The sequence below is a fragment of the Capnocytophaga stomatis genome (assembly GCF_002302635.1).
GTDB lineage: Bacteria > Bacteroidota > Bacteroidia > Flavobacteriales > Flavobacteriaceae > Capnocytophaga > Capnocytophaga stomatis.
This window is the reverse complement of record NZ_CP022387.1, coordinates 1,768,159-1,793,263: the sequence shown is the minus strand read 5'-3', so window position 1 is coordinate 1,793,263 and position 25,105 is coordinate 1,768,159. Positions and strand designations below refer to the sequence as shown.

27 protein-coding genes are annotated in these 25,105 nt (G+C 36.7%); 9 read left to right on the top strand and 18 right to left on the bottom strand.

The window, feature by feature from the left end:
- Positions 1-59: 59 nt before the first annotated feature.
- From atpG to atpB, 6 genes are all read right to left on the bottom strand, one after another.
- On the bottom strand, positions 60-917 hold the full coding sequence (gene atpG, locus CGC58_RS07875; protein WP_095896230.1) for an ATP synthase F1 subunit gamma: 858 nt from the start codon (positions 915-917) through the stop codon (positions 60-62).
- Between the two features lie 29 nt (positions 918-946).
- On the bottom strand, positions 947-2,527 hold the full coding sequence (gene atpA, locus CGC58_RS07870) for a F0F1 ATP synthase subunit alpha (RefSeq protein WP_095896229.1): 1,581 nt from the start codon (positions 2,525-2,527) through the stop codon (positions 947-949).
- A gap of 69 nt (positions 2,528-2,596) precedes the next feature.
- The gene (atpH, locus tag CGC58_RS07865; protein ID WP_095896228.1) at positions 2,597-3,145 is read right to left on the bottom strand and encodes an ATP synthase F1 subunit delta; all 549 of its coding nucleotides are present in this window, start codon (positions 3,143-3,145) and stop codon (positions 2,597-2,599) included.
- 6 nt (positions 3,146-3,151) lie between these two features.
- On the bottom strand, positions 3,152-3,643 hold the full coding sequence (locus tag CGC58_RS07860) for a F0F1 ATP synthase subunit B (protein ID WP_095896227.1): 492 nt from the start codon (positions 3,641-3,643) through the stop codon (positions 3,152-3,154).
- A 92-nt stretch (positions 3,644-3,735) separates the two neighbouring features.
- Positions 3,736-3,942 carry an ATP synthase F0 subunit C gene (gene atpE / locus CGC58_RS07855; RefSeq protein WP_018280211.1) on the bottom strand — a complete coding sequence of 69 codons (207 nt, stop codon included), beginning with the start codon at positions 3,940-3,942 and terminating at the stop codon, positions 3,736-3,738.
- Between the two features lie 62 nt (positions 3,943-4,004).
- The gene (atpB, locus tag CGC58_RS07850; RefSeq protein ID WP_095896226.1) at positions 4,005-5,075 is read right to left on the bottom strand and encodes a F0F1 ATP synthase subunit A; all 1,071 of its coding nucleotides are present in this window, start codon (positions 5,073-5,075) and stop codon (positions 4,005-4,007) included.
- Positions 5,076-5,546: 471 nt separating this feature from the next.
- On the opposite strand from atpB, the gene CGC58_RS07845 reads away from it, so the two are divergent.
- On the top strand, positions 5,547-5,996 hold the full coding sequence (locus CGC58_RS07845) for a hypothetical protein (protein WP_095896225.1): 450 nt from the start codon (positions 5,547-5,549) through the stop codon (positions 5,994-5,996).
- Between the two features lie 107 nt (positions 5,997-6,103).
- Here the strand turns inward: CGC58_RS07845 and pdxA are convergent, their stop codons facing one another.
- Positions 6,104-7,153: a 4-hydroxythreonine-4-phosphate dehydrogenase PdxA gene (gene pdxA, locus CGC58_RS07840; RefSeq protein WP_095896224.1), complete on the bottom strand. Its 1,050-nt coding sequence runs from the start codon at positions 7,151-7,153 to the stop codon at positions 6,104-6,106.
- Between the two features lie 194 nt (positions 7,154-7,347).
- Here pdxA and CGC58_RS07835 point away from each other — a divergent pair, with 194 nt between their 5' ends.
- On the top strand, positions 7,348-8,244 hold the full coding sequence (locus CGC58_RS07835; protein WP_095896223.1) for a GYDIA family GHMP kinase: 897 nt from the start codon (positions 7,348-7,350) through the stop codon (positions 8,242-8,244).
- A 92-nt stretch (positions 8,245-8,336) separates the two neighbouring features.
- On the opposite strand, the gene CGC58_RS07830 is transcribed toward CGC58_RS07835, so the two are convergent.
- A complete protein-coding gene (locus CGC58_RS07830; RefSeq protein WP_095896222.1) occupies positions 8,337-8,906 on the bottom strand; it encodes a hypothetical protein in 570 nt (189 codons plus the stop codon).
- Positions 8,907-9,066: 160 nt separating this feature from the next.
- Here CGC58_RS07830 and CGC58_RS07825 point away from each other — a divergent pair, with 160 nt between their 5' ends.
- The 6 genes from CGC58_RS07825 to CGC58_RS07800 all read left to right on the top strand — a co-directional run bounded on the left by CGC58_RS07825 (position 9,067) and on the right by CGC58_RS07800 (position 15,019).
- Positions 9,067-10,173, top strand: a complete 1,107-nt coding sequence (locus CGC58_RS07825) for an ISAs1 family transposase (RefSeq protein WP_095895210.1) — start codon at positions 9,067-9,069, stop codon at positions 10,171-10,173.
- A 115-nt stretch (positions 10,174-10,288) separates the two neighbouring features.
- Positions 10,289-11,065, top strand: a complete 777-nt coding sequence (locus CGC58_RS07820) for a carboxylesterase family protein (RefSeq protein WP_095896221.1) — start codon at positions 10,289-10,291, stop codon at positions 11,063-11,065.
- Between the two features lie 208 nt (positions 11,066-11,273).
- Positions 11,274-12,080: an SDR family oxidoreductase gene (locus tag CGC58_RS07815; RefSeq protein WP_095896220.1), complete on the top strand. Its 807-nt coding sequence runs from the start codon at positions 11,274-11,276 to the stop codon at positions 12,078-12,080.
- Positions 12,081-12,557: 477 nt separating this feature from the next.
- Positions 12,558-13,232: a DUF6261 family protein gene (locus CGC58_RS07810; protein WP_095896219.1), complete on the top strand. Its 675-nt coding sequence runs from the start codon at positions 12,558-12,560 to the stop codon at positions 13,230-13,232.
- A 252-nt stretch (positions 13,233-13,484) separates the two neighbouring features.
- Positions 13,485-14,138 (top strand): fructose-6-phosphate aldolase, encoded by a 654-nt coding sequence (gene fsa / locus CGC58_RS07805; protein ID WP_095896218.1) that lies wholly within the window; start codon positions 13,485-13,487, stop codon positions 14,136-14,138.
- Positions 14,139-14,188: 50 nt separating this feature from the next.
- Positions 14,189-15,019, top strand: coding sequence for a 1,4-dihydroxy-2-naphthoyl-CoA synthase (locus CGC58_RS07800; RefSeq protein WP_198540715.1), 831 nt, complete (start codon positions 14,189-14,191; stop codon positions 15,017-15,019).
- 75 nt (positions 15,020-15,094) lie between these two features.
- Here the strand turns inward: CGC58_RS07800 and CGC58_RS07795 are convergent, their stop codons facing one another.
- The 6 genes from CGC58_RS07795 to CGC58_RS07770 all read right to left on the bottom strand — a co-directional run bounded on the left by CGC58_RS07795 (position 15,095) and on the right by CGC58_RS07770 (position 20,083).
- Complete coding sequence (locus CGC58_RS07795; protein WP_095896216.1) at positions 15,095-16,255, bottom strand: AI-2E family transporter; 1,161 nt, start codon at positions 16,253-16,255, stop codon at positions 15,095-15,097.
- 143 nt (positions 16,256-16,398) lie between these two features.
- Positions 16,399-17,190 carry a superoxide dismutase gene (locus CGC58_RS07790; RefSeq protein WP_095896215.1) on the bottom strand — a complete coding sequence of 264 codons (792 nt, stop codon included), beginning with the start codon at positions 17,188-17,190 and terminating at the stop codon, positions 16,399-16,401.
- A 62-nt stretch (positions 17,191-17,252) separates the two neighbouring features.
- Positions 17,253-18,287, bottom strand: a complete 1,035-nt coding sequence (locus tag CGC58_RS07785; protein ID WP_095896214.1) for an RluA family pseudouridine synthase — start codon at positions 18,285-18,287, stop codon at positions 17,253-17,255.
- The gene (locus CGC58_RS07780; RefSeq protein WP_095896213.1) at positions 18,287-18,910 is read right to left on the bottom strand and encodes a PASTA domain-containing protein; all 624 of its coding nucleotides are present in this window, start codon (positions 18,908-18,910) and stop codon (positions 18,287-18,289) included. Before CGC58_RS07780 ends, CGC58_RS07785 begins: the two co-directional genes overlap by 1 nt.
- A gap of 39 nt (positions 18,911-18,949) precedes the next feature.
- Complete coding sequence (locus tag CGC58_RS07775; RefSeq protein WP_095896212.1) at positions 18,950-19,294, bottom strand: phage holin family protein; 345 nt, start codon at positions 19,292-19,294, stop codon at positions 18,950-18,952.
- Between the two features lie 18 nt (positions 19,295-19,312).
- A complete protein-coding gene (locus CGC58_RS07770; protein ID WP_095896211.1) occupies positions 19,313-20,083 on the bottom strand; it encodes an alpha/beta fold hydrolase in 771 nt (256 codons plus the stop codon).
- Positions 20,084-20,261: 178 nt separating this feature from the next.
- On the opposite strand from CGC58_RS07770, the gene CGC58_RS07765 reads away from it, so the two are divergent.
- Positions 20,262-21,254: a DUF4837 family protein gene (locus CGC58_RS07765; protein WP_095896210.1), complete on the top strand. Its 993-nt coding sequence runs from the start codon at positions 20,262-20,264 to the stop codon at positions 21,252-21,254.
- Positions 21,255-21,317: 63 nt separating this feature from the next.
- On the opposite strand, the gene CGC58_RS07760 is transcribed toward CGC58_RS07765, so the two are convergent.
- The 4 genes from CGC58_RS07760 to hemH all read right to left on the bottom strand — a co-directional run bounded on the left by CGC58_RS07760 (position 21,318) and on the right by hemH (position 24,945).
- Positions 21,318-21,797, bottom strand: coding sequence for a DUF2271 domain-containing protein (locus tag CGC58_RS07760; RefSeq protein WP_095896209.1), 480 nt, complete (start codon positions 21,795-21,797; stop codon positions 21,318-21,320).
- A 6-nt stretch (positions 21,798-21,803) separates the two neighbouring features.
- Positions 21,804-23,282 (bottom strand): ankyrin repeat domain-containing protein, encoded by a 1,479-nt coding sequence (locus tag CGC58_RS07755; RefSeq protein ID WP_232748813.1) that lies wholly within the window; start codon positions 23,280-23,282, stop codon positions 21,804-21,806.
- A gap of 97 nt (positions 23,283-23,379) precedes the next feature.
- Complete coding sequence (hemG, locus tag CGC58_RS07750; protein WP_095896207.1) at positions 23,380-23,904, bottom strand: menaquinone-dependent protoporphyrinogen IX dehydrogenase; 525 nt, start codon at positions 23,902-23,904, stop codon at positions 23,380-23,382.
- Between the two features lie 15 nt (positions 23,905-23,919).
- Positions 23,920-24,945 carry a ferrochelatase gene (gene hemH / locus CGC58_RS07745; RefSeq protein ID WP_095896206.1) on the bottom strand — a complete coding sequence of 342 codons (1,026 nt, stop codon included), beginning with the start codon at positions 24,943-24,945 and terminating at the stop codon, positions 23,920-23,922.
- Between the last annotated feature and the right edge of the window lie 160 nt (positions 24,946-25,105).

The following is a 25,105-nucleotide window of genomic DNA, read 5'->3' as shown; positions in this document are numbered from 1 at the left end:
TTCCCTTTTCTTAATATAAATTTTAAACAAATAAACTATTTTCAGCCATTTACTTAAAATCAGCTCAAAGCTTCGGCACCACCCACAATTTCTAAAATTTCGCCCGTGATAGCCGCCTGACGAGCCTTGTTATAAGTCAATTTGAGTTGATTTTTAAGTTCATTGGCATTGTCAGTTGCTTTGTGCATAGCCGTCATTCGTGCTCCGTGTTCAGATGCCACTGAATCACGCAACGCTTTAAAAATCTGCATTTTCAATGACCTCGGAATCAATTCTTTTACAATTTCCTCTTTTGAAGGTTCGTAAATATAATCAATCATTGCACTTTCTTCTGCCTCGGCAACTGATTGAATTGGCAAGAATGTTTCTTCTGTAATAATCTGTGTGGCTGCATTTTTGAAACTGTTGTAAACCAATACAATTTTGTCAAACTGCTTGGAAGTGTACAATTCCATTAACTCGGAAGCCAACTCAGAAGCAGCTGTAAAAGTCAGACTATCAAAAATATGCGTTTCGTGTCTGTATATTTTATCCGTTTTTTTAAGTATATCATTTCCTTTTTTACCCACGGTATAAAATTTGACATTCATATTTCTGTACACTCCTGATTCAAGCTCCATTGCCTTTTTTACAATATTTGCATTGAACGCACCGCACAAACCTCTGTTTGAAGTAATTGGAACAATCAAAATATTCTTAACTTCCTCAGGACGTTCATTATACACGCTGTCATTTCCTAAGGCTGAGCTAAGTTGTTCCAACAATTGTTTTAATTTGTAAGCATAAGGTTTCATCGCCAAAATAGCATCTTGGGCTTTTTTAAGTTTTGCCGCCGATACCATTTTCATCGCTCCCGTAATTTGCATCGTAGAACTTACCGATGAAATCCTGCTTCGTATTTCTTTTAAATTTGCCATTTTTTAATAATGCAAAATTTGTTTTCTAATTATTTTGAGAATCTCTCAGCAATTTCTTTAGCTACTTTCTCTAAAGTACCTGTTATTTTATCGTTAAACTGACCTGCTTTCAACTCATCCAAAACATCACGATGTTGCAAGTTCAAGAATTCCAAATACTCTTTTTCAAATTCTTTTACCTTATTTACAGGCACTTGACGAAGCAAGTTTTTAGAACCTACGTAAATAATTGCAATTTGGTTTTCAACAGTATATGGGTCGTTTTGTGATTGTTTCAAAATCTCTACGTTACGCTTCCCTTTTTCGATAACGTTCATCGTAGCCGCGTCCAAATCTGAACCGAATTTAGCAAAAGCCTCCAACTCACGATATTGTGCTTGGTCAAGTTTTAACGTTCCCGCAACTTTTTTCATTGATTTAATCTGAGCTGAACCTCCCACACGTGATACCGAAATACCTACGTTAATCGCCGGACGTACCCCTGAGTTAAACAAATCTGACTCCAAGAAAATCTGTCCGTCAGTAATTGAAATTACGTTTGTTGGGATATACGCCGAAACGTCACCTGCTTGAGTTTCAATGATTGGCAAGGCTGTAAGTGATCCTCCTCCTTTTACCAAATGTTTGATACTGTCTGGCAAGTCGTTCATTCCTTGTGCAATTTTATCGTCAGCGATTACTTTAGCAGCTCTTTCAAGCAAACGAGAATGCAAGTAGAATACGTCCCCAGGATAAGCCTCACGCCCTGGTGGCCTTCTAAGTAACAAAGACACCTCACGATAAGCTACCGCTTGTTTTGACAAGTCATCATAAATAATCAAAGCCGGACGACCCGTATCTCGGAAATACTCCCCGATGGCTGCTCCCGCAAAAGGTGCATACACCTGCATTGGTGCCGGGTCAGAAGCATTTGCCGCTACGATGGTAGTGTAAGCCAACGCTCCGTGATCTTCCAAAGTTTTGGTAATCGCAGCTACCGTTGAAGCTTTCTGCCCGATAGCAACATATATACAGTACACAGGTTTCCCTGCATCATAGAATTCTTTTTGATTCAAAATGGTATCGATACAAACTGTAGTTTTTCCAGTTTGACGGTCACCGATAACCAACTCACGTTGTCCGCGTCCGATAGGAATCATTGCATCCACCGATTTGATACCTGTTTGCAATGGCTCATTTACCGGCTGGCGGAAGATAACCCCAGGTGCTTTACGCTCTAAAGGCATTTCGTACAATTGCCCTGTGATAGGTCCTTTACCGTCAATAGGTTGCCCCAATGTATTTACAACACGCCCAACAATGCCATCTCCTACATTAATTGAAGCGATTAATCCTGTTCTTTTAACTGTATCTCCTTCTTTGATATCTGTTGAAGGTCCTAACAAGGTGATACCTACGTTGTCTTCTTCAAGGTTCAACACAATACCTTTCAGTCCGTTATCAAATTTCACCAACTCTCCGTACTGTGCATTTGACAATCCGAAGATACGGGCAATACCATCTCCTACTTGCAACACGGTTCCCACTTCCTCTAAAGAAGCAGTTGCATCAAAATTAGCTAATTGTTCTTTTAAAATTGCTGAAATTTCAGCGGCTTTAATTTCTGCCATTTCTTAAAGTTATATCTTTTAATAATAAAAAATCATTTTTTTAGTAATGTTAATTGCGAAATACTGCAATTAAACAAAAAGTTTCTCCTGAAAATCTTGTTTTAGTTTGTTCAATTTGTAGGAAACGCTCGCATTGTATTGAATATCTCCTATACGAAGAATAAATCCCCCAATAATGCTTTCATCTACCTTATTTTCAAGAGTAATATTTCTATTTTGTGTCAAACTCTCAATCTTACGAAGCACCTCGTTTCTCATACTTTCAGTAAGAGGAACTGCGGTTGTCACGATTGCCGTTTTGTTATTTTTATGCTCATTGTACTGAATTATAAACTTTTGAGCAATTTGGTTTAGAATAGGCAAACGTCTGTTTTCAATCAATAATTTGAACAATCTGCGTACTTCAGGAGATATATCCACAAAGATTTTTTCCAAAACATTTTTCTTCACAATGGTTTTCACAATAGGAGAATCCAAAAGATGGCTCAACTCCTTATTTGCATTTATCGTTTTGTGAATCAATGTCATATCCTGAAATACTCTTTCAACAGAATTTTGCTGTAAAGAATATTCCAGAAGTGCTTTCGCGTATCTGTTAGCTGCTCTAAATCCGTACATAGTTTCTTAATTTAAAGTAGCTCCTTTTAAATACTCATCAATCAGGGCAGTTTGCTTTTTCTGGTCAGAAAGCTCACTTTTCATTACTTTTTCAGCAATTTCAATAGACAGAGAAGCTACTTGGTCTTTCAACTGAGCTACAGCTACTTTCTTCTCAGAATCAATAGCTTGTCTGGCTTGTTCGATTAACTTTTGACCTTCTTTTTGAGCCTCATCTTTTGCTTCAGCAACGATTTTGTCTTTCAATTCCTTTGCTTCTTTTAGCATAGCATCTCTCTCTGCACGTGCCTCCGCAAGCAAACGCTCGTTATCGGCTTTCAAGTTAGCCATTTGCTTACGAGCCTCTTCCGCAGCTTCCAACGCATTGTTGATAGAATCCTCACGTTGTTTAACTGCTGAAAGAATTGGTTTCCAAGCGAATTTTGACAACAAAAAGAGCAAAACGATAAAAATCAAAGTTGCCCAAAACAAGAGACTTTCAGGATGTGTAAAGTTCATTATTTAAAAAATATTTATTTAGTGATTAGATTTCTTTTTTTACATAAAAACCACCTTGCAACCAACCGTTGCAAGATGATTTTTGATTTTAATTACTTCGCGATTAACGCAACTACCACAGCAAAAAGGGCAACACCCTCGATAAGAGCGGCAGCGATAATCATAGCTGTTTGAATTTTTGAAGCTGCTTCTGGCTGACGAGCAATACCTTCCATTGCGGCTGCTCCAATTTTACCAATACCGAAACCTGCTGCTAAAGCTGCAATAGCAGCCCCAATTCCTCCTAAAGCTAAAGTCATAATAAAAAAATTAAGTGTTAATAAAAAATATAATTATAAAAAATCTTCAAATTGTGTAACTATTAATGATGCTCCTCTTCAACTGCCTGACCTATAAACAAAGCCGACAACAAGGTAAACACATAAGCTTGTAAAACTGCCACCAACAATTCCAATACATTGATAAATAAAGCAAAAGCAATAGAAACTGGCGACACCGCAAGAGTTTTGAATATAAAAATCAAAGACACCAAACTCAAAATAATGATGTGACCCGCTGTAATATTAGCAAACAAACGCACCATCAACGCAAATGGCTTTGTGAACATTCCCAAAATCTCAACAGGAATCATAATTGGCGATAACCAAACCGGAACGCCGGGAGTAGCAAAAATATGTTTCCAATAATTCTTATTACTGCTGAACAATGTTATTAAAAACGTTACTACCGCCAAGAAACCGGTAAACAATATGTCATTAGTTAAAGTACTTGCAAATGGGAAGAAAGGAATCAATCCAAAAAGATTTCCGAACCAAATCAAGAAGAAAATCGTCAATAAATACGGCATATAACGAGTGTGTTTCTTCTCTCCTATTTGAGGAATAGCAATATCGTCACGCACAAAAAGAACTATCGGCTCTAAAAAAGCAGCAACGCCTTTTGGAGCTCTTTGATTCTTTTTGTAAGAATTTGCCATTGGGATAAAAACCGCCAACAATAACAGCGAAACAATAATTAGTGAAAGTACGTTCTTTGTAATTGAAAAATTCCACGGACGATTGTTAGTCACGTGACCACTTTCATCAAAACTAAGCGTCCCGTCAGCATCTGTATAGAAAATTTCTTCGTGAAAACGAGCGAATTTCATTCCGTCACGCTCAACCACCACTTTACCTTCATTATCGTGATGAAACTCACTTGACATAAACGTTACTAACCCGTTTTCCGTCCAAAGAATAACCGGAAGTGGCAATGAAACCGAAGACTCTCCCGCACCATAGATATGAAATTCGTGCGAATCACCAATGTGATGCATAATCATCCCTACAGGATCGAAAGCTTCCCCTTCCTTAGTTTCAGCAGAAAATCCTTGAAAAGGCAGAAAAAATAATAAAGATAAAACGAAATGTTGAATTATGTTCCTTGTTATCATTATGTTTTAATAAAAGTACAATACAATATTTTTCTTAATTCGGCAAATTTACATTTTCAATTGTAATTAAGAAAATTTTTACAACGTTTTTTTTAAGTCTAATTTATTATTTTTCATAAAACACACATAATCAATCTTTTAATAACAATATAAAAATAAAGCCATCATTGTATCTAAATTCTTAAAACCCACATCCACAAGCTAAAAACTTACTTAATTCAGAAATGTTAATTTTTTTATTTTTCTTGATTTCTTCATTTTCTTTTCACACCTTTGTAATCAAATCATTTATAGCTATTTCACATTTCAAGAACAATAAAATGTCCAACTTTTTGTTTTTCATTTTGAAACGCAAATAAGTTTATAGAATTCAGGAAAAGATGGAAAGTGAAATAATTCATAAAAATTTATATCTAACTAATTTTTATTCGAAAACTGTACAATAAAAATATTCACTAAAAGAACATCGTTATGAAAAAAGTTTTATTTTTAGGTTTATCTCTGATAGCGTTAGCCTGTCGCGAAGAAAGCAATGAATGTTGTTCTCCCCCTCCCGTTTTTAACTTATACATAAACAAAAATTCCGAATCCTACAAAGAATTTTTGAATTCAGAAGGTAAGTTTGACACAAAAAACGTTTCTTTATACCGCTTGAATGGTAATGTAAAGAAAGAATACACAGTAGAACAGATTTATTTACTCTTACAGGAAAAATACCTTTCTGTGGGAACTCATCTTGATTATAAAAATGACATTTATACAGGTAAGAAAGAAACTCTTTATCTTAAAAACGCTTCAAAAACGTATAAAATAGAAGTGGAAGGAGAAATGGTTAGTCGCAACGGTTGTTGTCCTGTTGCTGAATTAAAAGAAATAAAAGTAGATGGAGTAAAAATTGAAAATTATTTCTTGGTAAAGTAAGAAAAGACGTTATTTCGAGCCTATTTTCCAATACAATTGACATCAAAACTGAAAAACACGACAGTTGAGTCGTGTTTTTCAGTTTTATGAACAAAAAAATCAATATATTATTTTTCTGCTTCTAAAACTTTTGTTTTTAGAGGATTTTCGGTCAATGAATCATATTCAAGTCTGTTTTTAAAAACGTCTATTGCCATAAAAACTGCGTGTCGGAACGAATCGGCATCGGCAATTCCTTTACCGGCAATCTCGTATGCTGTTCCGTGGTCGGGCGAGGTACGTACTTTGCTAAGTCCTGCCGTGTAATTCACTCCATTCCCGAAAGATAGCGTTTTAAAAGGAATCAGTCCTTGGTCGTGATAAGGCGCTATTACCGCATCGTAATTACAATAATTTTTTGTAGCAAAAAAACTATCAGCAGAAAATGGTCCAAAAACCAAAACACCTTCATCAAATAATTTTCTCAACGCAGGACGAATAATCTCATCGTCTTCCGAGCCAATCACCCCCCCATCGCCACAATGAGGATTAAGCCCCAATACGGCAATTTTAGGACGTTGCAAACAGAAATCTTTTCGGAGTGATTCATTCATCAAGCGTATTTTACTGAAAATCAAATTTTCTGTAATATGCGAACTAACATCTTTAAGCGGAACGTGGTCGGTAAAAAGCCCTACTCTAAGCCCCTCGCTTACCATAAACATCAAACTTTGTCCCTCCAATTCTTTAGCCAAATAATCCGTATGCCCGGGGAAGCTAAATTCCTCTGACTGAATATTATTTTTGTTGATTGGAGCTGTCACCAACACATCTATCAAGCCTTCTTTTAAGGCTTCAACGGATTTTTTCAAAGAAATAAAAGCATATTTTCCTCCATCTTCTGTGACTTGCCCAAAGGTTACATTTGGTGATTCTTTCCAGCAATTCAGCACATTAAGTTTCCCAGGAATTGTACTTTCAATTTTGTCAATCCCTTGAAAATTCGTATTTATATCGAAATGTTTACGCTGAAAAGAAACCGTTTTGTTCGACGCAAAAATAATTGGCGTGCACAACTCCAACATTTTTGAATCTTCAAATGTTTTGAGAATTATTTCCAATCCCACTCCATTCATATCACCAATGGAGATTCCTACTTTTATCAAATTATCTTTCATAAAAACGCATTTTTCACTACTTTCTTCCTAATTAATAATCAATTTATTAAATAAAAAGAAGCACAATACATAGCTTTAAAAAGTATTATATTCCGTGTATTTTATATATTTGTGGAATACAAGGCAACAAAAGTACAAAAAAATCGCAATTTTAAAAAGTTTGAGAACTTCAAATCAACAAAATTCTCTAAAAAATGGAAACATATCGCAGTAACGGAAAGCTTTTAATTACAGGTGAATATGCCGTTTTGGACGGAGCTTTGAGCCTCGCCTTGCCCACAAAACAAGGACAAACATTAAACATCATCCCGCAAAAAGACGATTTTACTTGGAAAAGCTACGACGTTCACAATAAAATTTGGTTCGAAACCCAAAACTTGAAAACGAATAATGACAAATTTATTCCAATTGTTGATACTTTAAAGAAAATTTTGAATGTAGCGAGCGAAATGAATCCTTCGTTTTCAGAAAAAATGAATAATTGTTTGGTTGAAACGCATTTGGAATTTGAACGGAATTGGGGATTGGGCTCTTCTTCCACGCTGATTAACAACATCGCACAATGGGCGGGAGTTTGTCCGTTTGAGTTGTTATTCAGAAGTTTTGGAGGAAGCGGATACGATATCGCCTGTGCAAAACACAACACTCCCATTTTGTACAAGTTAGACGAAGGAAAACCAAAAACTTATCCTGTAAATTTCAACCTTCCTTTTAGTAACAAACTATTTTTCATACATTTAAATAAAAAACAAAATAGTAAAGAAGGTATTGCTCATTACAGAATCATCAAGAAAGGTAAAGCAAAACTCTGCTCTCAACTTACGGAAATTACCGAAGAGCTTTTACGATTTCCTTCCGAAAAAGAATTTTGTTATTTATTGGAACAACACGAAGAAATCTTAGCTGAGTTTCTCGACATTCCTACTGTTAAAAGTTTGGAATTTCCTTATTTTGAAGGCACAATAAAAAGCTTGGGAGCTTGGGGCGGAGATTTCGTGCTTGCAGTGGGTGAGCCATCGTATGTGAAAAATTATTTTTCAGCTAAAGGTTTTTCAACGATTATTCCGTACAGCGAAATGATTCTGTCGTAAATTGACTACAAAATAAAAATCGCTTGATTAAATGATTAATCGAGCGATTTTTTTATACTTTCAGTTATTCTTTTCAGACTGAAAATCAACTACTACTTATCGTTCAAAGCAGCTTTTACTTTTGAAGTTGGAAGGAATATTTGGAAACCAATTCTTAGTCCTAAATCTCCTTGTCCGCTTGTGTTTCCTCCACCTACAACAGCATTGAATTTAAGCATTGCATCCAAACTCACGTTACGAGTGATGAAATAAGCATAACCAGCTCCTACTCCCAAATCCATTCCATTTGTTGTACTTCCTGAACTAGAGTTTCTCCCTCCAAATCCAAAACTTCCCTCTCCGAAGAAACGTCCGTTTTTCAAAAGATTTACATAATCTTTACCTACGTAGTAACGACCGAAAGCACCTACATTCCAGTTAGTTTGCGTATCGCTTGAACCTTTTGTTTTAGAAACTCCTAAACCTACAAGCCCACCTACTACGAAGTTATCTGCCACAAAATAACCAGCCTGAGGAGTCAAAAGAATATTCAATCCGTTAGTGAATTGCATATCCGCTACCTGACCACCTACCATCCAGTTTCCTTTTTGGATTTGTGCATTTGCATTGTTAAAAACAACCGCTCCTAAAACTAGAGCAACTCCTAAAATAAATTTCTTCATTATGTTAATAATTTTATCGTTTACGAAGGCAAAGATACACATTTTTTTGAAAAAACCAAAACTTTTTTGAAAAAATTACGCCATATGGTTATTTTTTTTCATCTGTTACCTTGCGAAAATCTACTAGGTCAAACGCACGAAATTTAATATTTTTGTTTTTATGGATTTAGTGAGTTATTTTTCTGACATTGAGGATTTTCGTATGGTGAACAAATGCAATCATCTTCTTTCTGACATACTTCTCATTGGGCTTTTCACCTATTTGAGCAACGGCGAAGACTACGAAGATATGGTATTATTTGCTGAAAATCACCCTGATTTTGTGCGTGAATATTGTAAGCTTCCCAACGGAGTACCCTCCCACGATACCTTTAATCGAGTTTTTAGTTCGCTGGATACTAGCGTTTTAAACAAATGCTTAATGGATTGTGGTAAAGCCATTTTGGACACGCTTGGCGAAAAACAAATTTGCATTGATGGTAAAAAGATTAAAGGTGTAAATCCTAGAAGTCGTGGAAATACAGGGCTTTACATTGTAAATGCTTGGGTGAGCGAAAACGAACTTTGCATCGGACAGAAAAAAGTAGCAGACAAATCCAATGAAATAACGGCTATTCCTGAAATCATCAATAGTTTAGATATTGAAAATGCGGTAGTTAGCATTGATGCGATGGGCTGTCAGAAAGAAATAGCATCTGTAATTATGGCGAAAAAAGGGCATTATTTACTGTCTTTAAAATCGAATCAATCAGAATTATTTGAGGATGTGGTCTGCGGATTTAAAGCCAGGTCAAGTGATTGTTTTTCAGAAGAATGGGAATATTCTTCGTCTCGATTTGAAACTCGTAAATGCCGTATTTTACAAGCGAAAGATGTGTTGCTTGATGAAAATTTATCGGTTTGGGCGGGGTTGAAAACCCTGATTCAAATTGAATCTGAAAGGCATTTAGGTGCTGATATTCAGAAAGAAACGAGGTATTACATCAGCAGTGAAGAGGGCTTATCTGCGGATTATTTCAATGAATTAGTTCGTGGGCATTGGGGGATTGAGAATAAATTGCATTGGCATTTGGATGTAACATTTCGGGAGGATTCGTGCCGAGCCAGAGCAGGATTTTCGGCTGAAAACCTATCTGCTCTGCGGAAATTAGCCTTACAAATGATTAAAAATCAAAAAGATAAATTAAGCTTAAAGAAACGAAGACTCAAAGCCGCCTACAATACAGATTACTTAAAAGATATTATCCAAAATTTTTCATGCGTTTGACCTAAAAATCTACTAATTTATTTATGTTTCTCATATTAATTATTATGAAATATTTTTTATTTTTGTGGGGCGTGAGAACGTGTAAAACAAGAGATAATTACTAAAAACAATTCGTATGAAACTTCACGTATTAATATTACTTTTAATTATGCCTACATCATTTTTTGCTCAAAATGAAGCCTTTTCAAAAGAGATATTCATCGGCAGCACTAAAGACTCGTTAAAGTACAGGCGGTTAATTCCTGAAAATTTGGAAAAAAACAGAAAATATCCGTTGGTGTTATTCTTGCACGGTGCGGGCGAAAGAGGCAAAGACAATGAAAGCCAGCTTCTTCACGGCGGAACGATGTTCTCCAATCCGTTAAACCGAGACAAATATCCATCATTTGTTTTGTTCCCCCAATGCCCGAATAATTTTTACTGGTCAATTGAAAAGCGACCGGAACAAGGATTTGACAGCTCCGCTCTGTTTTCTGAAAATCCTCCCATTACTTCACAGATGAAACTTGTCATAGAACTTTTAAATGACTTCACCGAAAAGAACCCTGTGGACGAAAAACGCATTTACGTAGTTGGGTTATCAATGGGAGCGATGGCTACTTTTGATTTGGTTTGTCGTTTGCCTGACAAATTTGCAGCTGCTATCCCCATCTGCGGAGCTGTAAACCCCGAACGACTGAAGCATCTAAAAACCAATACCCAATTCCGTATTTATCACGGAGATAGTGACCAGGTCGTTCCTGTTAATTTCTCCAGAAATGCCTACAAAGCTTTGAAGAAAACAGGCAAAAATGTCGAATACATCGAATTTTATGGCGTGGGTCATAATAGTTGGCATCCCGCCTTCAATATGCCCGATTTTCTGTCTTGGCTCTACCAGAATCAAAAATAGTTCCGTTTGGAAGTTTATCTACTGCTGATTAAATAATAACATTTTTAAAACCTGAAAAATAGAGAACTTCTGTAAAAATTGTTTCGTCAGAAATTGTAAAATAGCCCAACACTCAGCTGACGATACTAACGAGCTGACGTTTGAACTGAAATAAATACTTTTCATTCTCTCCTTTAATATTTTTATCTTTGCCCCAAAAAGAAATTCGATGAATCGTTCAAAAATTGTTCTAATTACGGGAGCTACTTCGGGGATTGGGAAGGAAACAGCCCTATTGCTCACAAAAAAAGGTTTCACCGTTTATGGTACAGCCCGAAATGTTGAAGGCAAAAACCTGCCCTTTAAGCTACTCCCGATGGACGTACGCAACCAAGAAAGCATCTCTCAAGCAGTGAAAACCATTCTCGCAGAAACCGGAAAGATAGACATCCTTATTAATAACGCCGGCGTGGGCATTACCGGAGCCGTGGAGGAAATCCCTATGGAAGAACTTCAAAATGTATTCGCCACGAATTTTTACGGAGCTATCTCCCTAATGCAAGCCGTTTTACCGTCGATGCGAGAACAAAAAAGCGGACTCATCATCAATGTCACTTCCATTGCAGGCTATATGGGGCTTCCGTTTCGGGGAGCATACTCCGCCAGTAAAGGTGCCTTAATGCTAATGTCCGAAGCCCTGCGGATGGAAGTCAAAAACTTTGGGATTGAAATAGCCACAGTAGCTCCGGGTGATTACGCCACCGATATCGCTTCACGCAGATACCACGCTCCTGTGAAAGAAAATTCGGCGTATGCGGAAATCTACCAAAAGTCATTGGATTTGATGAATCAGCACGTGGATTCAGGAGGCAATCCGATAGAAATGGCTGAAAAAATCTTTCAAATCATATGCACAAAACATCCCAACGTTCATTACAAACAGGGAAGTTTCTTGCAGAAATTCTCAATCGTTTTAAAGCGTATCTTGCCGAGCAAAACATACGAGAAAATGCTGATGAATCATTACAAAATGTAAACTCTTTCTTAAAGAATTTCAACAAAAATTATCAATAATTACTTCCCTAAAGGTCGATAATTCATTCAAAATAGTATGAACTTATCGACTTTTTTTGTATATTTACCCCAAATTAGTTCCTTTCTTTAGTAAAAAGAAGCAAATATTTCAGACAATAGCTCCAACCGATGGAGGTTGAAGCCGTTGTTCGCGAAAAACAGTCCAAACCGATGGAGGTTGGAGCTGTTGTTCGCAAACAACAGGCAAAAACCGCACCCGAGTAAGCTATTTTTCGCAATCAACAGCAAGAACCGATGGTCGGTAAGGCTGTTGTTCGGAAAAAACGGGCTATTTTCAGCTAAAATTGAAAGAATCGGTCAGAAAACAACGAAAAACAGGCACACAACATCACCAAACTTTGCAAATTTTGTTAGTTTCCGGCATCGTATATAGGAAAACATCTTAAAAAAGAATATAAATTTTAAAACAGAAATTACTATGATTAGAAATTTTAATTTGGGAAGAATCCCACAGATGGCTTTCTTGGCACATATGACTAATGTCAAGAATCATTTAGCGAAAGAAGATGCAACTTCATTAGGCTTAGAAGCAGTTCAAGCTGAATTTGTTACCGATTTAGAAGCTTTTGAAGAAGCTCTCAAACCTTTGCAAAAAAGTTTGCTTACTGAAAAAATTGAAGAAGCCGACAATCAACGCGACAAGATTTTAGTGAACTTTACACAACATTGCCGCACGTTTGTTTTCTTCCCCGAAGCTGAAAAATCAAATTCTGCAAAGGAATTATTGGCTGAAATTGATAAGTTTGGCAAAGCTCCGCAAGACAAACCCCGTGCCGAGCAAACTGCCATTATCAATTCTCTACTCAAAGACCTTGATACACCTACGCACAAGCAAAATTTGAGCAACATTTGGGCTACCGAATGGGTGAAATATCTTGCCCAAACAAACACTGAGTTTGAAAAGCTCTATAATGAACGTACGTATGAAACTTCGGGCAATGAACCAGGGCTGAGCAAGAAATTACGTATAAAAACATACGATAGCTTTAAGAAGTTAGTGCAGTACATCAACGCTTTGGCGACTATCAACGGTATGGAAAAATACAAAAACTTAATCGACAACATTAACAAAGAAATTGAACAAGTAAGGTAAGCACTGCTTTGAGATTTCCGAAAGCGGATTTCAGAAATTTGCAAACGAATATTTCAAAACCGATTTGCTTTTTTCTCAGCAAAAGGAATATATTTGCAGAACTATTCATCGTTTGAATAGAAATTTTAAAAAAATTTAAGTATCCATACAAGTAAGTACATTGGCTGAGTGAAGTTATATCTCCCTGAAAAGAGATGCTAACTTCGCTTAGCAATGCACTCGAAGTAACATCACCTAATACACTAATTTATTATGAAATTTTTTATTGACACAGCTAATTTAAACCAAATCCGTGAAGCACAAGATTTGGGCATTTTGGACGGCGTTACTACGAATCCGTCGCTTATGGCAAAAGAGGGAATCACCGGCACGAACAACATCTTGAAACATTATGTTGATATCTGTAACATTGTGGACGGAGATGTATCTGCGGAAGTAATTGCCACAGATTTTGAAGGCATTATAAAAGAAGGAGAAATGCTGGCTTCGTTACACGAACAAATTGTGGTAAAAGTTCCGATGATAAAAGAAGGAATAAAGGCCATTAAGTATTTTTCGGATAAAGGCATACGAACTAACTGTACGCTTGTATTCTCTGCAGGTCAGGCATTATTGGCAGCTAAAGCTGGAGCTACGTACGTTTCGCCTTTCATCGGAAGACTGGACGACGTTTCAACCGATGGGCTAAACCTCATTGAGGATATCCGATTGATTTATGACAATTATGATTTTGAAACAGAAATCTTAGCTGCCTCCGTTCGCCACACGATGCACATTATGCACTGTGCCAAAATTGGGGCAGACGTGGTTACCGCACCTCTTTCAGCTATTTTGGGCTTACTAAAACATCCACTAACTGACAGTGGTTTAGCACAATTTTTAGCAGATTACAAAAAAGGAAATTAATTAATCTATTAATTGTTCGTTAAAAATTTATTCATTGTTAATTGAGAAATATGAATTGGGAAACAGTAAAAGAATACGAAGATATTACCTATAAAAAATGTAACGGCGTAGCCAGAATCGCCTTTAACCGACCTGAAGTTCGTAACGCGTTCCGCCCTAAAACTACCTCTGAACTACTTGATGCTTTTAAAGATGCTCACGAGGATACTTCCATTGGTGTTGTTCTTCTATCTTCCGAAGGTCCTTCGCCAAAAGATGGTGTATGGAGCTTTTGTAGCGGTGGCGACCAAAAGGCTCGCGGACATCAGGGCTACGTGGGCGAAGATGGATATCATCGATTGAATATTTTGGAAGTACAAAGACTTATTCGCTTTATGCCTAAGGCTGTAATTTGCGTGGTAAACGGCTGGGCTGTAGGTGGCGGACATTCGCTTCACGTGGTTTGTGACCTCACGCTGGCAAGTAAGGAGTACGCCATCTTCAAACAAACCGATGCGGACGTAACCAGCTTTGATGCGGGGTATGGTTCGGCATATCTGGCAAAGATGGTAGGACAAAAGAAGGCACGTGAAATCTTCTTTTTAGGCAGAAATTACTCTGCTCAAGAAGCGTACGAAATGGGAATGGTCAATGCCGTAATTCCGCACGATGAATTGGAGCAAACAGCTTACGAATGGGCTCAAGAAATCTTGGCGAAGTCGCCTACTTCTATCAAAATGCTGAAATTTGCAATGAACCTTACCGACGACGGAATGGTAGGGCAACAAGTTTTCGCCGGAGAAGCTACCCGCCTTGCCTATATGACAGAAGAAGCCAAAGAAGGGCGTGATGCTTTCCTCGAAAAACGCAAACCGAACTTTGAAAAGAAATGGATTCCTTAGCAAGAATTATAACAGCAATAAGGGCGAACCAAATGGTTCGCCCTTATCGTTATTTTTTGCAAGCAAAGGAAAGCCCTATGGTGCGGGATTCTCTTGCGGTGGTTCTTCTTTTTTGGTTGCTTTCTTGTCCGCTGCAAGCGTTTTCAATTGCTTTACTTTATTGTACCACTGAGGGATTTTGGGCAAATCATCGCCCAATAAATACCCCCAAGGATTCAGCGACGGAACGTTGTCAAATATCACTTTAAGGATGGCAATAACAGGAATTGCCAAAAACATCCCTCCTATTCCGGCAAGGCTTCCTCCTACCAAAATCCCGATGATGGAAGCAAAGGCGTTAATCTCCACTTTTGAACTCACCACCAAAGGCACCAAGATGTTATTGTCGATAATCTGCACCACCACCGAAACTATAACCACCCCAAGGATTAGGCTTAAGTCGGGCGAGCCTGAAAGCGTTGCCAAAATAGTAATTACGCAAGCTAAAAGGTTTCCCAGATATGGGATAAGCCCCAAAATTCCGGTAATTACCCCCAAAAGAATTGCGTTTTGCACCCCAACAATAGAAAGCCCAATCGCCGTCAGAGCAGCAATACTTAGCACTTGTAAGCATATTCCTATCAGATAACTTTGAACAGCTGTTTTGATGCTGAAGAGTATATTTTTCAGGCGTTCTTGGTCGCCCTCGCCCACTAACTTTGAAAGGAACGTAATCAAATGGTTTTGGTAAAGCAAAAACAAAAATGCGTAAATTGGAATCATCGCCATACTGAAAACCACATCGGAAAATGAGGTAACGAGCATCGCCGCAGAATTCGTTAAAGCAGATTTGGTTTCTTCCCGAACCATATTAATATGCTGTGATTGATCAACCTTACTGATTCCGAAAAAATCAGTTATAAAAAGCTGTAATCGAGCCCAATGCGTTTCAATATTCTTGACTATGGCTTCCGTATCGCTGGCAATACCTCCAATTTCTACAGAAATAAACGTTGCTATGCCTAATATCAGCACCACGAAAAGGAAAATAGTAACCAGCGAAGAAATAGTGTTAGGAAAGCGACATTTCCTATTAAAAAACCGATTGATAGGACGCAGTAAAATGGCAAAAAGCATCGCCATAACTACGGGCACAATAATCTCTCTACCTAAGTAAAAGATAAGAAATGTAAGCACCGTTCCGAGCAAAATAAGTGCCAAACGTGCGTAAAAAGGAAAGACAATTTTATTTTTCATAATTTGTTTTATTGGTTTTTAAATCTTGTTAAAATTTCAAATCTAAAAAACGGAGCAATCTAAACTTTTTTAATCCAAAAATCTAAATTGCTCCGATATCTTTAATGCGGAACTATGGCAAGTAGTATCCTATTATTCAAATGCTATTTTATAGCTGCTTTGTAAAGCTCTGCTACTCTTTCCCAGTCGATTACATTAAAGAAGTTAGTAACATAATCTCCTCGTTTGTTTTGATATTTCAGATAGTAGGCGTGCTCCCAAACGTCCATCCCTAAGATTGGTTGTCCTGAAATTTCCAAACCTGGCATCAACGGATTATCCTGATTAGCAGTGCTTCCGATTTGCAATTTACCATCTTTTACCACTAACCAAGCCCATCCCGAACCAAAGCGTTTTGCTCCTGCTTCTGAAAATAACTTTTTAAAGTTTTCAAAACTTCCAAAATCAAGATTGATAGCCTCTGCTAAAACTCCTGTTGGTTGTCCGCCTCCTTTTGGTGAAATAACATCGAAATACATATTGTGATTGTAATATCCTCCCGCGTTATTTCTTAGCGTAGCGTTACTCATATCCAAGCCTTTAAGTACTTGCTCAATAGATTGCCCTGCTTGAGGTTTTCCTTCAACAGCTTTGTTTAAATTGTTCAAATATCCTACGTAATGCTTTGAAAAATGAATGAACATTGTTTGTGCATCAATGTAAGAATCTACCGCATTATAATCGTACTTTAACGGAACGATTTTAAAAGTGCCTTCATTGGCTTTAACGTCGCTTGGCTTGCCGTAATCTGCTGTTTTTGAGCAAGATTTGGCACAAGTTTCTTTTTTTGAACAAGTCTTTTCTTTCTTTTTTACCTGAGCATAAAGCTCTCCCGATGAAAATACAGCACCTGAAAGAAATAGTGCTGCCATAGGAACAAAGTTTCTTAGTTTCATATTACTTAATTTTTTTCCAAAGATAGATAAAAACACGAACTGTCGGTTTTTTTTAACATTTTTTATTTCACAAATTCACTTCCTGCCTTGTATTTTCTCCATTTTTCGATGCAGAGAACCATATCTTCAGGTAGTTCAGAATCAAAACGTAAAAACTGACCTGTTACAGGATGTTCAAAGCCCAATGTTTTAGCGTGAAGGGCTTGTCGTGGCAACACTTCAAAGCAATTTTCAACGAATTGTTTGTACTTTGCAAAAGTTGTTCCTTTTAGTATTTTGTTACCTCCGTAGCGTTCGTCGTTAAAAAGTGTATGCCCAATGTGCTTCATATGCACACGTATCTGATGTGTCCTACCCGTTTCTAACTTACACGAAATCAATGTTACATACCCAAATCTTTCTAATACTTTGTAGTGTGTAACGGCTTCTTTTCCGTGGTTACCATCGGGAAAAACATCCATTTGAAGACGGTCTTTCAAATGCCTTCCTATGTGTCCTTCTACAGTTCCTTCGTCCTGTTGTACATCTCCCCAAACTAATGCAACATATTCACGTTCAGACGTTTTCAAAAAGAATTGTTGAGCCAAATGAAGCATTGCCTCTTCTGTTTTGGCAATTACCAACAAACCGCTGGTATCTTTATCAATACGATGTACCAAACCAGGGCGGTTACTGCTGTTATTAGGCAGATTTTCAAAGTGATATATCAATGCATTGATGAGCGTTCCGCTGTAATTTCCGTGTCCGGGATGTACCACCATTCCCGCCGGTTTGTTCACAACCAACAACTGGTCATCTTCATAAACAATATCAATAGGGATATTTTCAGGAGTCAATAAATATTCGTGTGGCGGATGAGCAAACATAACTTTCACCTCATCGTTGGCTTTCACCCGATGATTTGACTTCACTGCCACTCCATTGACAAATATATTTCCTTGTTTTGCAGCTTGTTGCACCTTATTACGAGTAGCGTTTTCTACAAAATTCATCAGAAACTTATCTACTCGTAATGGTTCTTGCCCCTTTCCTGCCTTAAAGCTGTAATGTTCGTAAAGCTCGTCTTCTTTTTCTAACTCTCCTTCAAATGCTTGCATTACTCTAATTCTTCAACAGGAATAACAATTTCTTTTGTTGTAGGAATCGAATCCGAAACTCCCATATTTTCCAACCCGTTTCCGCAAACCAAATCAATTTTTGAGGTTTTCATCAGTTGCTCACCCGGCTCAATTTTTTTGCCTTTGTATGAAAGTTCAAGAACCATATCTTTCCCTATATCATCAACATACGTGACTTTACCTACATCAAGCCCAACAGATTTCAAAGTAGCCTCAGCACTGCGACGCGTAATCTGGATTACTTTAGGAACAGTTACTTTTCGGTAGCCCGAAGGATTAATTGTCAGATAAATTTTTCTGTTTTCCTTCACGTGCTCGGTAGCTTCAGGACTTTGGCTAATCACTGAAAAGGCTGGAAATTTCGGGTCATAATTCGTTGAATCAAGAACCTCATAACGCAAGTTGTTTTCTTTCAGAATAAATTCAACTTCGGTTAGTGTTTTCTTTGTTAAATCAGGAACTACAACGTATTCTCCGTGATTTGTCCACACTTTCAAGAATTTCAACATCAGAAATCCTAAAACTACAAGAGCCAAAACAGCCAAAGCCAAATGGAAAAATACATTTTTTACCTTTGGATTTTTTACAATATTTTTTAGCATATAATTTAATTTTTAGGCAGAAAATTATTTTTATCTGCATTATTTGCCATCATCCATCAACTTGAATGCAACCGATTGCACCAATGACAAACAAAGGCTGAAGAGCAAAGCACCGAAAAAGCCACTTACCTCAAAACCATTTACCAATTCTGCGGCTAACAAAATAATCACTGCGTTGATAACAAACAGAAAAAGCCCTAACGTAATGATTGTGATAGGAATAGAGATTATCTGCAAAACAGGCTTTACCAAAACATTCAAAATGGATAGCACAAAAGCGACCAAAATAGCTGAAAAATAGTCCGAAATTTGTGCGACGGGAAGAATATTTCCCAACAAAAATACAATAACAGCCGTGATAAGCAAACTTACAATATACTTCATAATCAAATATTTTTTAGTTTAAGAATTGAAAAACCTCAAAGTCCTTGCCAAAAATTCGGTTGGGTTTTGAGCGTGAAGCCAATGTCCTGATTTTGAAATCATATCAATTTCTGCATTTGGGAAATGAGCTTTTATAAGTGATTCATCTTCAGGCATTACATATTCTGAAAATTCTCCTTTTAAGAATAACGTTCGTCCGGCAAAGGTATTATTTTTAGGCAATTCCACACCAATTTCGGATTCGTTTTCCATCAAAGCTTCCAAATTCATTCGCAATCCTAACTTCTCGCGAGTTTTCCAGTACAAATTTTTTAACAAAAACTGACGAACCGAAGCATCACTAACGTACAAAGCCAATTGATTATCAGCCTCAGAACGTGATTTAACCACTTCAAAATCAATAGAAGCCAATCCTTCTAAAATTCCTTTATGATGTGGCGGATAATATTTTGGGGCGATATCGGCTACAACCAACGATTTGACCATTTGCGGATTTTCCGTAGCGAAAAGCATTGCCGTTTTTCCTCCCATCGAATGCCCTATCAAATCAAATTCAGAAATGGATTTCGATTGTGCATAAGCCTTCAAATCCTGAACCAAAACGGCGTAGTTAAACTCCTCTGAATGAAAACTATGTCCGTGATTTCGTTGGTCAATCAAGTGTACTTGAAACCCTTCTTCGGCATACTTGATTCCCAAAGTTTTCCAATTGTCGGACATTCCTAAGAAGCCGTGCAAAATGAAAAGAGGTTTGCCCTCGCCAATAACCTGTGAATGTAATATCTTCATCAGTAAACAGCTAAAATTATATTATTTTTCAAACTCTGCAAAGATAGGAAATAATTAACAATCAGCAATTAACATTAAAAAAAAATATTTTATGCTTTTTTTCTGAGAATTTGTGCTCAAAAAAATCAACTTTGGAACGATTTTAGCTATGAAAATTGTGTAAAATTAACTACCTCTTATGAAACGATTAGTACTTTTTATCATCGGGGCATTTTTGCTGATTTCCTGCCAAAATACATCAAACAAAAATAAGAACAATGGAGAAATTTATTTGCCTCAATCCAACGGACAAATAAATTCGCTTGCCGTGGTGATAGACAACACTTTATGGAAAGGCTCGGTGGGAGATACCATTCGTAAATACTTCGCCTCGCCGGTGGATGGGCTTTCTACCGAAGAACCAATTTTCTCGTTACATCAAATTCCACCACAAATTTTTACTGACAATACCCGAAATAGCAGAAATATCTTAATCATAGAAAAAGATTCTATCAATAATGTGGTTATAAAAGAAAATCTTTTTGCTAAACCTCAACGAATTGGCGTAATTCGAGGAAGAACAAACCGTGATATTACCTGCGAAATACAGGAACATTTTGCAAAAATCGTCAGAGAATTCAAAGAAAATGATATCGCAGAAAACCAGCTTCGTTTCCGAAAATCTTTAAACAAAGAAAAGGATATTGAAGAAAAATTAGGCTTCAAACTAACGATGCCTTCTGTTTATAAAATTGTGAAAAAGGAAAATAATTTCTTCTGGATAGAGCGGCAAATCAAAGGTGGAACGGCAAACATCATTATTTACGAAATGCCTCCTAACAGCATTCCTGAGGGCGATGCTCGTCCTGAAGCTATTGTTAAAATGCGGGATTCTATCGGGAAACGCTATATACCTGGGAGAGAGGAAGGAATGTATATGGTTTCGGAATCTGCCTTTGCTCCAAGTATTTACAACACCACAATTAAAGACCGAAAAGCCATTGAAAGCAAGGGCCTATGGGAAGTTAAAAATTTCCTACTGGGAGGTCCTTACATAAATTACATTATCGAAGATAAACCTAATAATCGCTTAGTGGTTGTTGAAGGCTTTGTGTCAGCTCCTATGACCGAAAAGAGAGATCATCTATTTGAATTAGAATCTATTATAAAATCTATTACATTTGTAAAATAATTATTGGTGGTTAAATAAGAAATGGGAGTCATAATTTTTGGCTCCCATTTTTTTATTCAATTTTTAGTTCGGCATCATTCGCACATAACGGATATAACCTTTTCCGTCAACCTTGCTTTTTACACTTTCAGAAGTGAGTTCAAACTCTACATCTGTTGCGTAATATTTTTGATCTTCCACCGCAGTTTCAAAACGTATTTTATATCCTTTATCAATTTTATCATTCTCAATTTCAATGACTTTAACTGCTCTTTCTCCTCCGCTAATTGTAGCCCCTGTGATAGCATCAATGGTTTCGCGTTTGCCATAGAACTTCCACCATTCAATCAAATCGCTGTACCATTCGGGGTCGTCGCCCAAAACTTGCAATGTTTTTTCATATTTTCCTTGCGGATTGATTAACGAAACTACAATGTAAGCTCCTTCTCCATCATAATTCGTAAGCTGAATCATACATTTATACTTGGTAGAAGGTTGTTGTTTTGTAAAAGAAAAACCAACAAAAATAACTGCTAAAATCCATAAAAAGTATCTGATTTTCATATATTTCTATTTTAAAAAATTAATATCCTTTCCTTTTAAAGCCTCATTCTCTTTGGCTAAGTCATACACACTTTCTTCAAAATCTGTCGTGACAGTTTTGTTTGCACCTTTTTCTAACAGAAATTTTATCATATCCAAATCCTTAGCTATCATCGCAGCTTTGTGCAGTGGTGTAAGTCCGTCTTTATTTTTTGCATTGATGTCAATATTTAACGAAGCTACTTTTTGTAATAATTTCAGGTCACCTTTATCTACTGCCAAATGATACAAGTTATTTCCTTTTTCCTGATTTTGTGCAAAATTCAATCCTTTTTCAGCTAAAATATTCCATTTTTCATCAAAATTTTCAGCTTCTCTTGGCGTATAACTCTCTAATAAATAATATACTAACGAATTTCCTTGGGAATCTTTAATATTTACATCTGCTCCCTTTTTGATTAGATAAGAAACCACGTCAGGAGTGTTTCTGCTAACAGCCCAAGTTAAAGCTGAATGCCCTTGATTATCAACTCCATTCACATTAGATGATTTATCTGTCAAAAGAGAAACAACCTCAAGAGTATTTCTGGAAGAAGCATTCATTAAAGGTGTATTTCCGTCCTTATCTGATTGATTTACAGAATTTCCTTTGCCAATAAAATGATTTATAACGGCAAGCTGCTTATGACGCCCCGAAAGTATGAAAAGAGGTGTTAACCCTTCCTTGTCTTTTTGATTAGGACTAACTCCCAAGCTTTCAATATATTCAAAAAATTCTAAATCATTGGATTTCATTCGTGAACCTTCAGCTGCTGCAAACATCAAATTCTGCCCTTTATTGTTTAGTGTTTTGGGGTTTAATCCCTTTTCAATCAACTGACTGATTATTTTTTTATTTCCGCTTCTTGCAGCGTAGAAAAGAGCATTATCTCCTTTATTATCAACACTTTTAAGCGACAATCCTTTTTTTGTAAAATATTGGGTTTCTTTTAAATCCTTCATATGCGGAATTGCCAAAAGCAATGCATTAGCTCCGTTTTCATTTTTTTCCTTGATGTTTGCACCTTTTTTTATCAAAACATCATAAAGTTCAGGATTTATATTTCCGCGTACAGCAGCAAAAAGAAGAGGCGTGTACATATGAGAATCTTTTACATTCACATCGGCACCTTTTCGAAGTAAGTAATTGATTAACGGTAAGTTATTCTGAAATGCCGCCCAGAATAAATAAGTACGTTTGTCGTGCGTAAGCTTATTAACTTCATTTCCTTCCAAAGAAAGTAAAAAAAGTATGGTTTCATAAGGAGCTCCGTTATTAATTGCCAACGAAACAGCATCATAAGCCCTCTCATTCAACTCAATAGGATTATTTCCTTCTATTATTTTTTGCTTTACTTGTTCAACAGTAGGCTTGGTTTTCCAGTAGTCGCTACTAAGAAAAATGTTTTTTTGTGCTAATAATAAGCCAGATACAAAAAAACATAAGGAGAAGATAACTTTTTTCATCACCATTCAATTTAAAATTAACGGTGCAAATATAGTTATTTAGATTTAATTTAAATATAAATTTTATTTTTATTTATATCGTAAGAAAATTAAGGCATTACATTTTGGAAAATCTTTCTGCAAAGGCGTTTACATTATCCCAATTGGTATATTCTATTTCTGCGTCAGAATTTGTAGGTCCTTTGGTCATAGTCATAATCAACTTAATGATTAACTTATCAAAAAAACCATAAATTTTGTAATTAATTTTACCTGCAAAAACCTCAACAACAGTGGGTTTCCACTTTATTTTATTTAAAAATTTAACTACATACGGATTTGTATCTGCTTGCCTTTTTTCAGCTTTTCGGGCTACTAAATTTACCGAAATAAAAACGGATTTTTTAGTATTCAGAAGTTCGTGATTTTCATCAATTAATTTTACAATATCCTGATTATGTTTACCATACCGAATACTTGAAGCCAAAATTATTTTATCAAAGTCATCCAGATTTCTACGGAAATCAGTAATAGAAATCATTTCTGCATTTTGATTTTTTGACAACAAAACTTCCTTGATACGTTCACATATCTTTTTCGTTTGTCCATCTACAGAAGCGTATATAATTACTGATTTTTCCATATTATAATCTTATTTTTATCGTTTTTCCCATCGATGAATCCACGTTGCGAGTGCATAAACCCACGCATCATCATCATTCAAGCACGGAATCATTTTAAACTCTTCTCCTCCATTTTCCAAAAATTCCTTTCCGGCTTCCATTTCTATTTCTTCAAGAGTTTCAATACAATCCGCCACAAAAGCCGGAGTTATCACAGCCAGCTTTCTCACTCCACTTCGGGCTAGCCCCACAACTTTGTCCGATGTAAAAGGTTCTAACCATTTATCCACCCCCAAACGCGACTGAAAAGCCTGCGAATATTGGCTTCTGGTTAATTGTAAGCGTTCAACTAACTGACGTGTAGTTTCAAAGCAATGCGTTCTGTAACAACGTTCTGCCTCATCCGATTTTGGGTCGCAACAGTATCTTCCCTCGGTGATTTTTTTGTGATTTTCCGTCTTCACCGTTTTCCACAGATGTCGTTCGGGAACACCGTGATACGAAAAGAGCAAATGGTCAAAATTATAGCCGTTCAAGTGAGTTTTAGTCACTTTTGCCAATGCATCTACATACTCAGAACGATTGTAAAAAGCCGGAAATTTTGTCAAGGTCATCTCTTTAAACTTCGTTCTGATGAGTTTTTCCGTTAGCACTTCCACAGTTTCGGTAGTTGCCATCGCATATTGCGGGTATAACGGCAACAAAAGCACTTCAGTAACTCCTTTAATCCTAAGCTGTTGCAAGCCAAATTCAATACTTGGATTTCCATAACGCATCGCCATTTCCACAGGTACTGAAACCTGCTTCTGTAACTTAGCTATTAATCGTTTTGTAATAACGATTAGCGGCGAGCCTTCTTCCCACCATATTTTCTTGTAGGCTTTCGCTGTTTTTTTAGGTCTTGACCTCAAAATAATTCCACGAACGATAAAAGCCCTCAACAGATACGGAACATCAATGACCCTGCTATCCATCAAAAACTCATCTAAATATCGCCTTACATCAGATACTTTAGTTGAATCAGGAGAACCTAAATTAACCAACAAAACTCCTTTTGACATATAATTACCTTGCTTACAAATACAAGGTGCAAATGTAAATAAATTTTAATAACTTTCCATCTTCAAATACAGAAAAAAGTTATACCTAAATTGATGTTACTTATTGATTTTTAATTCCGAATAATAAAACTATCTTTGCCCGCTGGTTTACAAAAACCTT

What these genes read in the sequence shown, in the direction of transcription:
- atpG (WP_095896230.1), bottom strand. Translation starts at nt 917, where the DNA reads ATGGCAAATTTAAAAGAAATACGAAGCAGGATTTCATCGGTAAGTTCT.
- atpA (WP_095896229.1), bottom strand. Translation starts at nt 2,527, where the DNA reads ATGGCAGAAATTAAAGCCGCTGAAATTTCAGCAATTTTAAAAGAACAA.
- atpH (WP_095896228.1), bottom strand. Translation starts at nt 3,145, where the DNA reads ATGTACGGATTTAGAGCAGCTAACAGATACGCGAAAGCACTTCTGGAA.
- CGC58_RS07860 (WP_095896227.1), bottom strand. Translation starts at nt 3,643, where the DNA reads ATGAACTTTACACATCCTGAAAGTCTCTTGTTTTGGGCAACTTTGATT.
- atpE (WP_018280211.1), bottom strand. Translation starts at nt 3,942, where the DNA reads ATGACTTTAGCTTTAGGAGGAATTGGGGCTGCTATTGCAGCTTTAGCA.
- atpB (WP_095896226.1), bottom strand. Translation starts at nt 5,075, where the DNA reads ATGATAACAAGGAACATAATTCAACATTTCGTTTTATCTTTATTATTT.
- CGC58_RS07845 (WP_095896225.1), top strand. Translation starts at nt 5,547, where the DNA reads ATGAAAAAAGTTTTATTTTTAGGTTTATCTCTGATAGCGTTAGCCTGT.
- pdxA (WP_095896224.1), bottom strand. Translation starts at nt 7,153, where the DNA reads ATGAAAGATAATTTGATAAAAGTAGGAATCTCCATTGGTGATATGAAT.
- CGC58_RS07835 (WP_095896223.1), top strand. Translation starts at nt 7,348, where the DNA reads ATGGAAACATATCGCAGTAACGGAAAGCTTTTAATTACAGGTGAATAT.
- CGC58_RS07830 (WP_095896222.1), bottom strand. Translation starts at nt 8,906, where the DNA reads ATGAAGAAATTTATTTTAGGAGTTGCTCTAGTTTTAGGAGCGGTTGTT.
- CGC58_RS07825 (WP_095895210.1), top strand. Translation starts at nt 9,067, where the DNA reads ATGGATTTAGTGAGTTATTTTTCTGACATTGAGGATTTTCGTATGGTG.
- CGC58_RS07820 (WP_095896221.1), top strand. Translation starts at nt 10,289, where the DNA reads ATGAAACTTCACGTATTAATATTACTTTTAATTATGCCTACATCATTT.
- CGC58_RS07815 (WP_095896220.1), top strand. Translation starts at nt 11,274, where the DNA reads ATGAATCGTTCAAAAATTGTTCTAATTACGGGAGCTACTTCGGGGATT.
- CGC58_RS07810 (WP_095896219.1), top strand. Translation starts at nt 12,558, where the DNA reads ATGATTAGAAATTTTAATTTGGGAAGAATCCCACAGATGGCTTTCTTG.
- fsa (WP_095896218.1), top strand. Translation starts at nt 13,485, where the DNA reads ATGAAATTTTTTATTGACACAGCTAATTTAAACCAAATCCGTGAAGCA.
- CGC58_RS07800 (WP_198540715.1), top strand. Translation starts at nt 14,189, where the DNA reads ATGAATTGGGAAACAGTAAAAGAATACGAAGATATTACCTATAAAAAA.
- CGC58_RS07795 (WP_095896216.1), bottom strand. Translation starts at nt 16,255, where the DNA reads ATGAAAAATAAAATTGTCTTTCCTTTTTACGCACGTTTGGCACTTATT.
- CGC58_RS07790 (WP_095896215.1), bottom strand. Translation starts at nt 17,190, where the DNA reads ATGAAACTAAGAAACTTTGTTCCTATGGCAGCACTATTTCTTTCAGGT.
- CGC58_RS07785 (WP_095896214.1), bottom strand. Translation starts at nt 18,287, where the DNA reads ATGCAAGCATTTGAAGGAGAGTTAGAAAAAGAAGACGAGCTTTACGAA.
- CGC58_RS07780 (WP_095896213.1), bottom strand. Translation starts at nt 18,910, where the DNA reads ATGCTAAAAAATATTGTAAAAAATCCAAAGGTAAAAAATGTATTTTTC.
- CGC58_RS07775 (WP_095896212.1), bottom strand. Translation starts at nt 19,294, where the DNA reads ATGAAGTATATTGTAAGTTTGCTTATCACGGCTGTTATTGTATTTTTG.
- CGC58_RS07770 (WP_095896211.1), bottom strand. Translation starts at nt 20,083, where the DNA reads ATGAAGATATTACATTCACAGGTTATTGGCGAGGGCAAACCTCTTTTC.
- CGC58_RS07765 (WP_095896210.1), top strand. Translation starts at nt 20,262, where the DNA reads ATGAAACGATTAGTACTTTTTATCATCGGGGCATTTTTGCTGATTTCC.
- CGC58_RS07760 (WP_095896209.1), bottom strand. Translation starts at nt 21,797, where the DNA reads ATGAAAATCAGATACTTTTTATGGATTTTAGCAGTTATTTTTGTTGGT.
- CGC58_RS07755 (WP_232748813.1), bottom strand. Translation starts at nt 23,282, where the DNA reads ATGAAAAAAGTTATCTTCTCCTTATGTTTTTTTGTATCTGGCTTATTA.
- hemG (WP_095896207.1), bottom strand. Translation starts at nt 23,904, where the DNA reads ATGGAAAAATCAGTAATTATATACGCTTCTGTAGATGGACAAACGAAA.
- hemH (WP_095896206.1), bottom strand. Translation starts at nt 24,945, where the DNA reads ATGTCAAAAGGAGTTTTGTTGGTTAATTTAGGTTCTCCTGATTCAACT.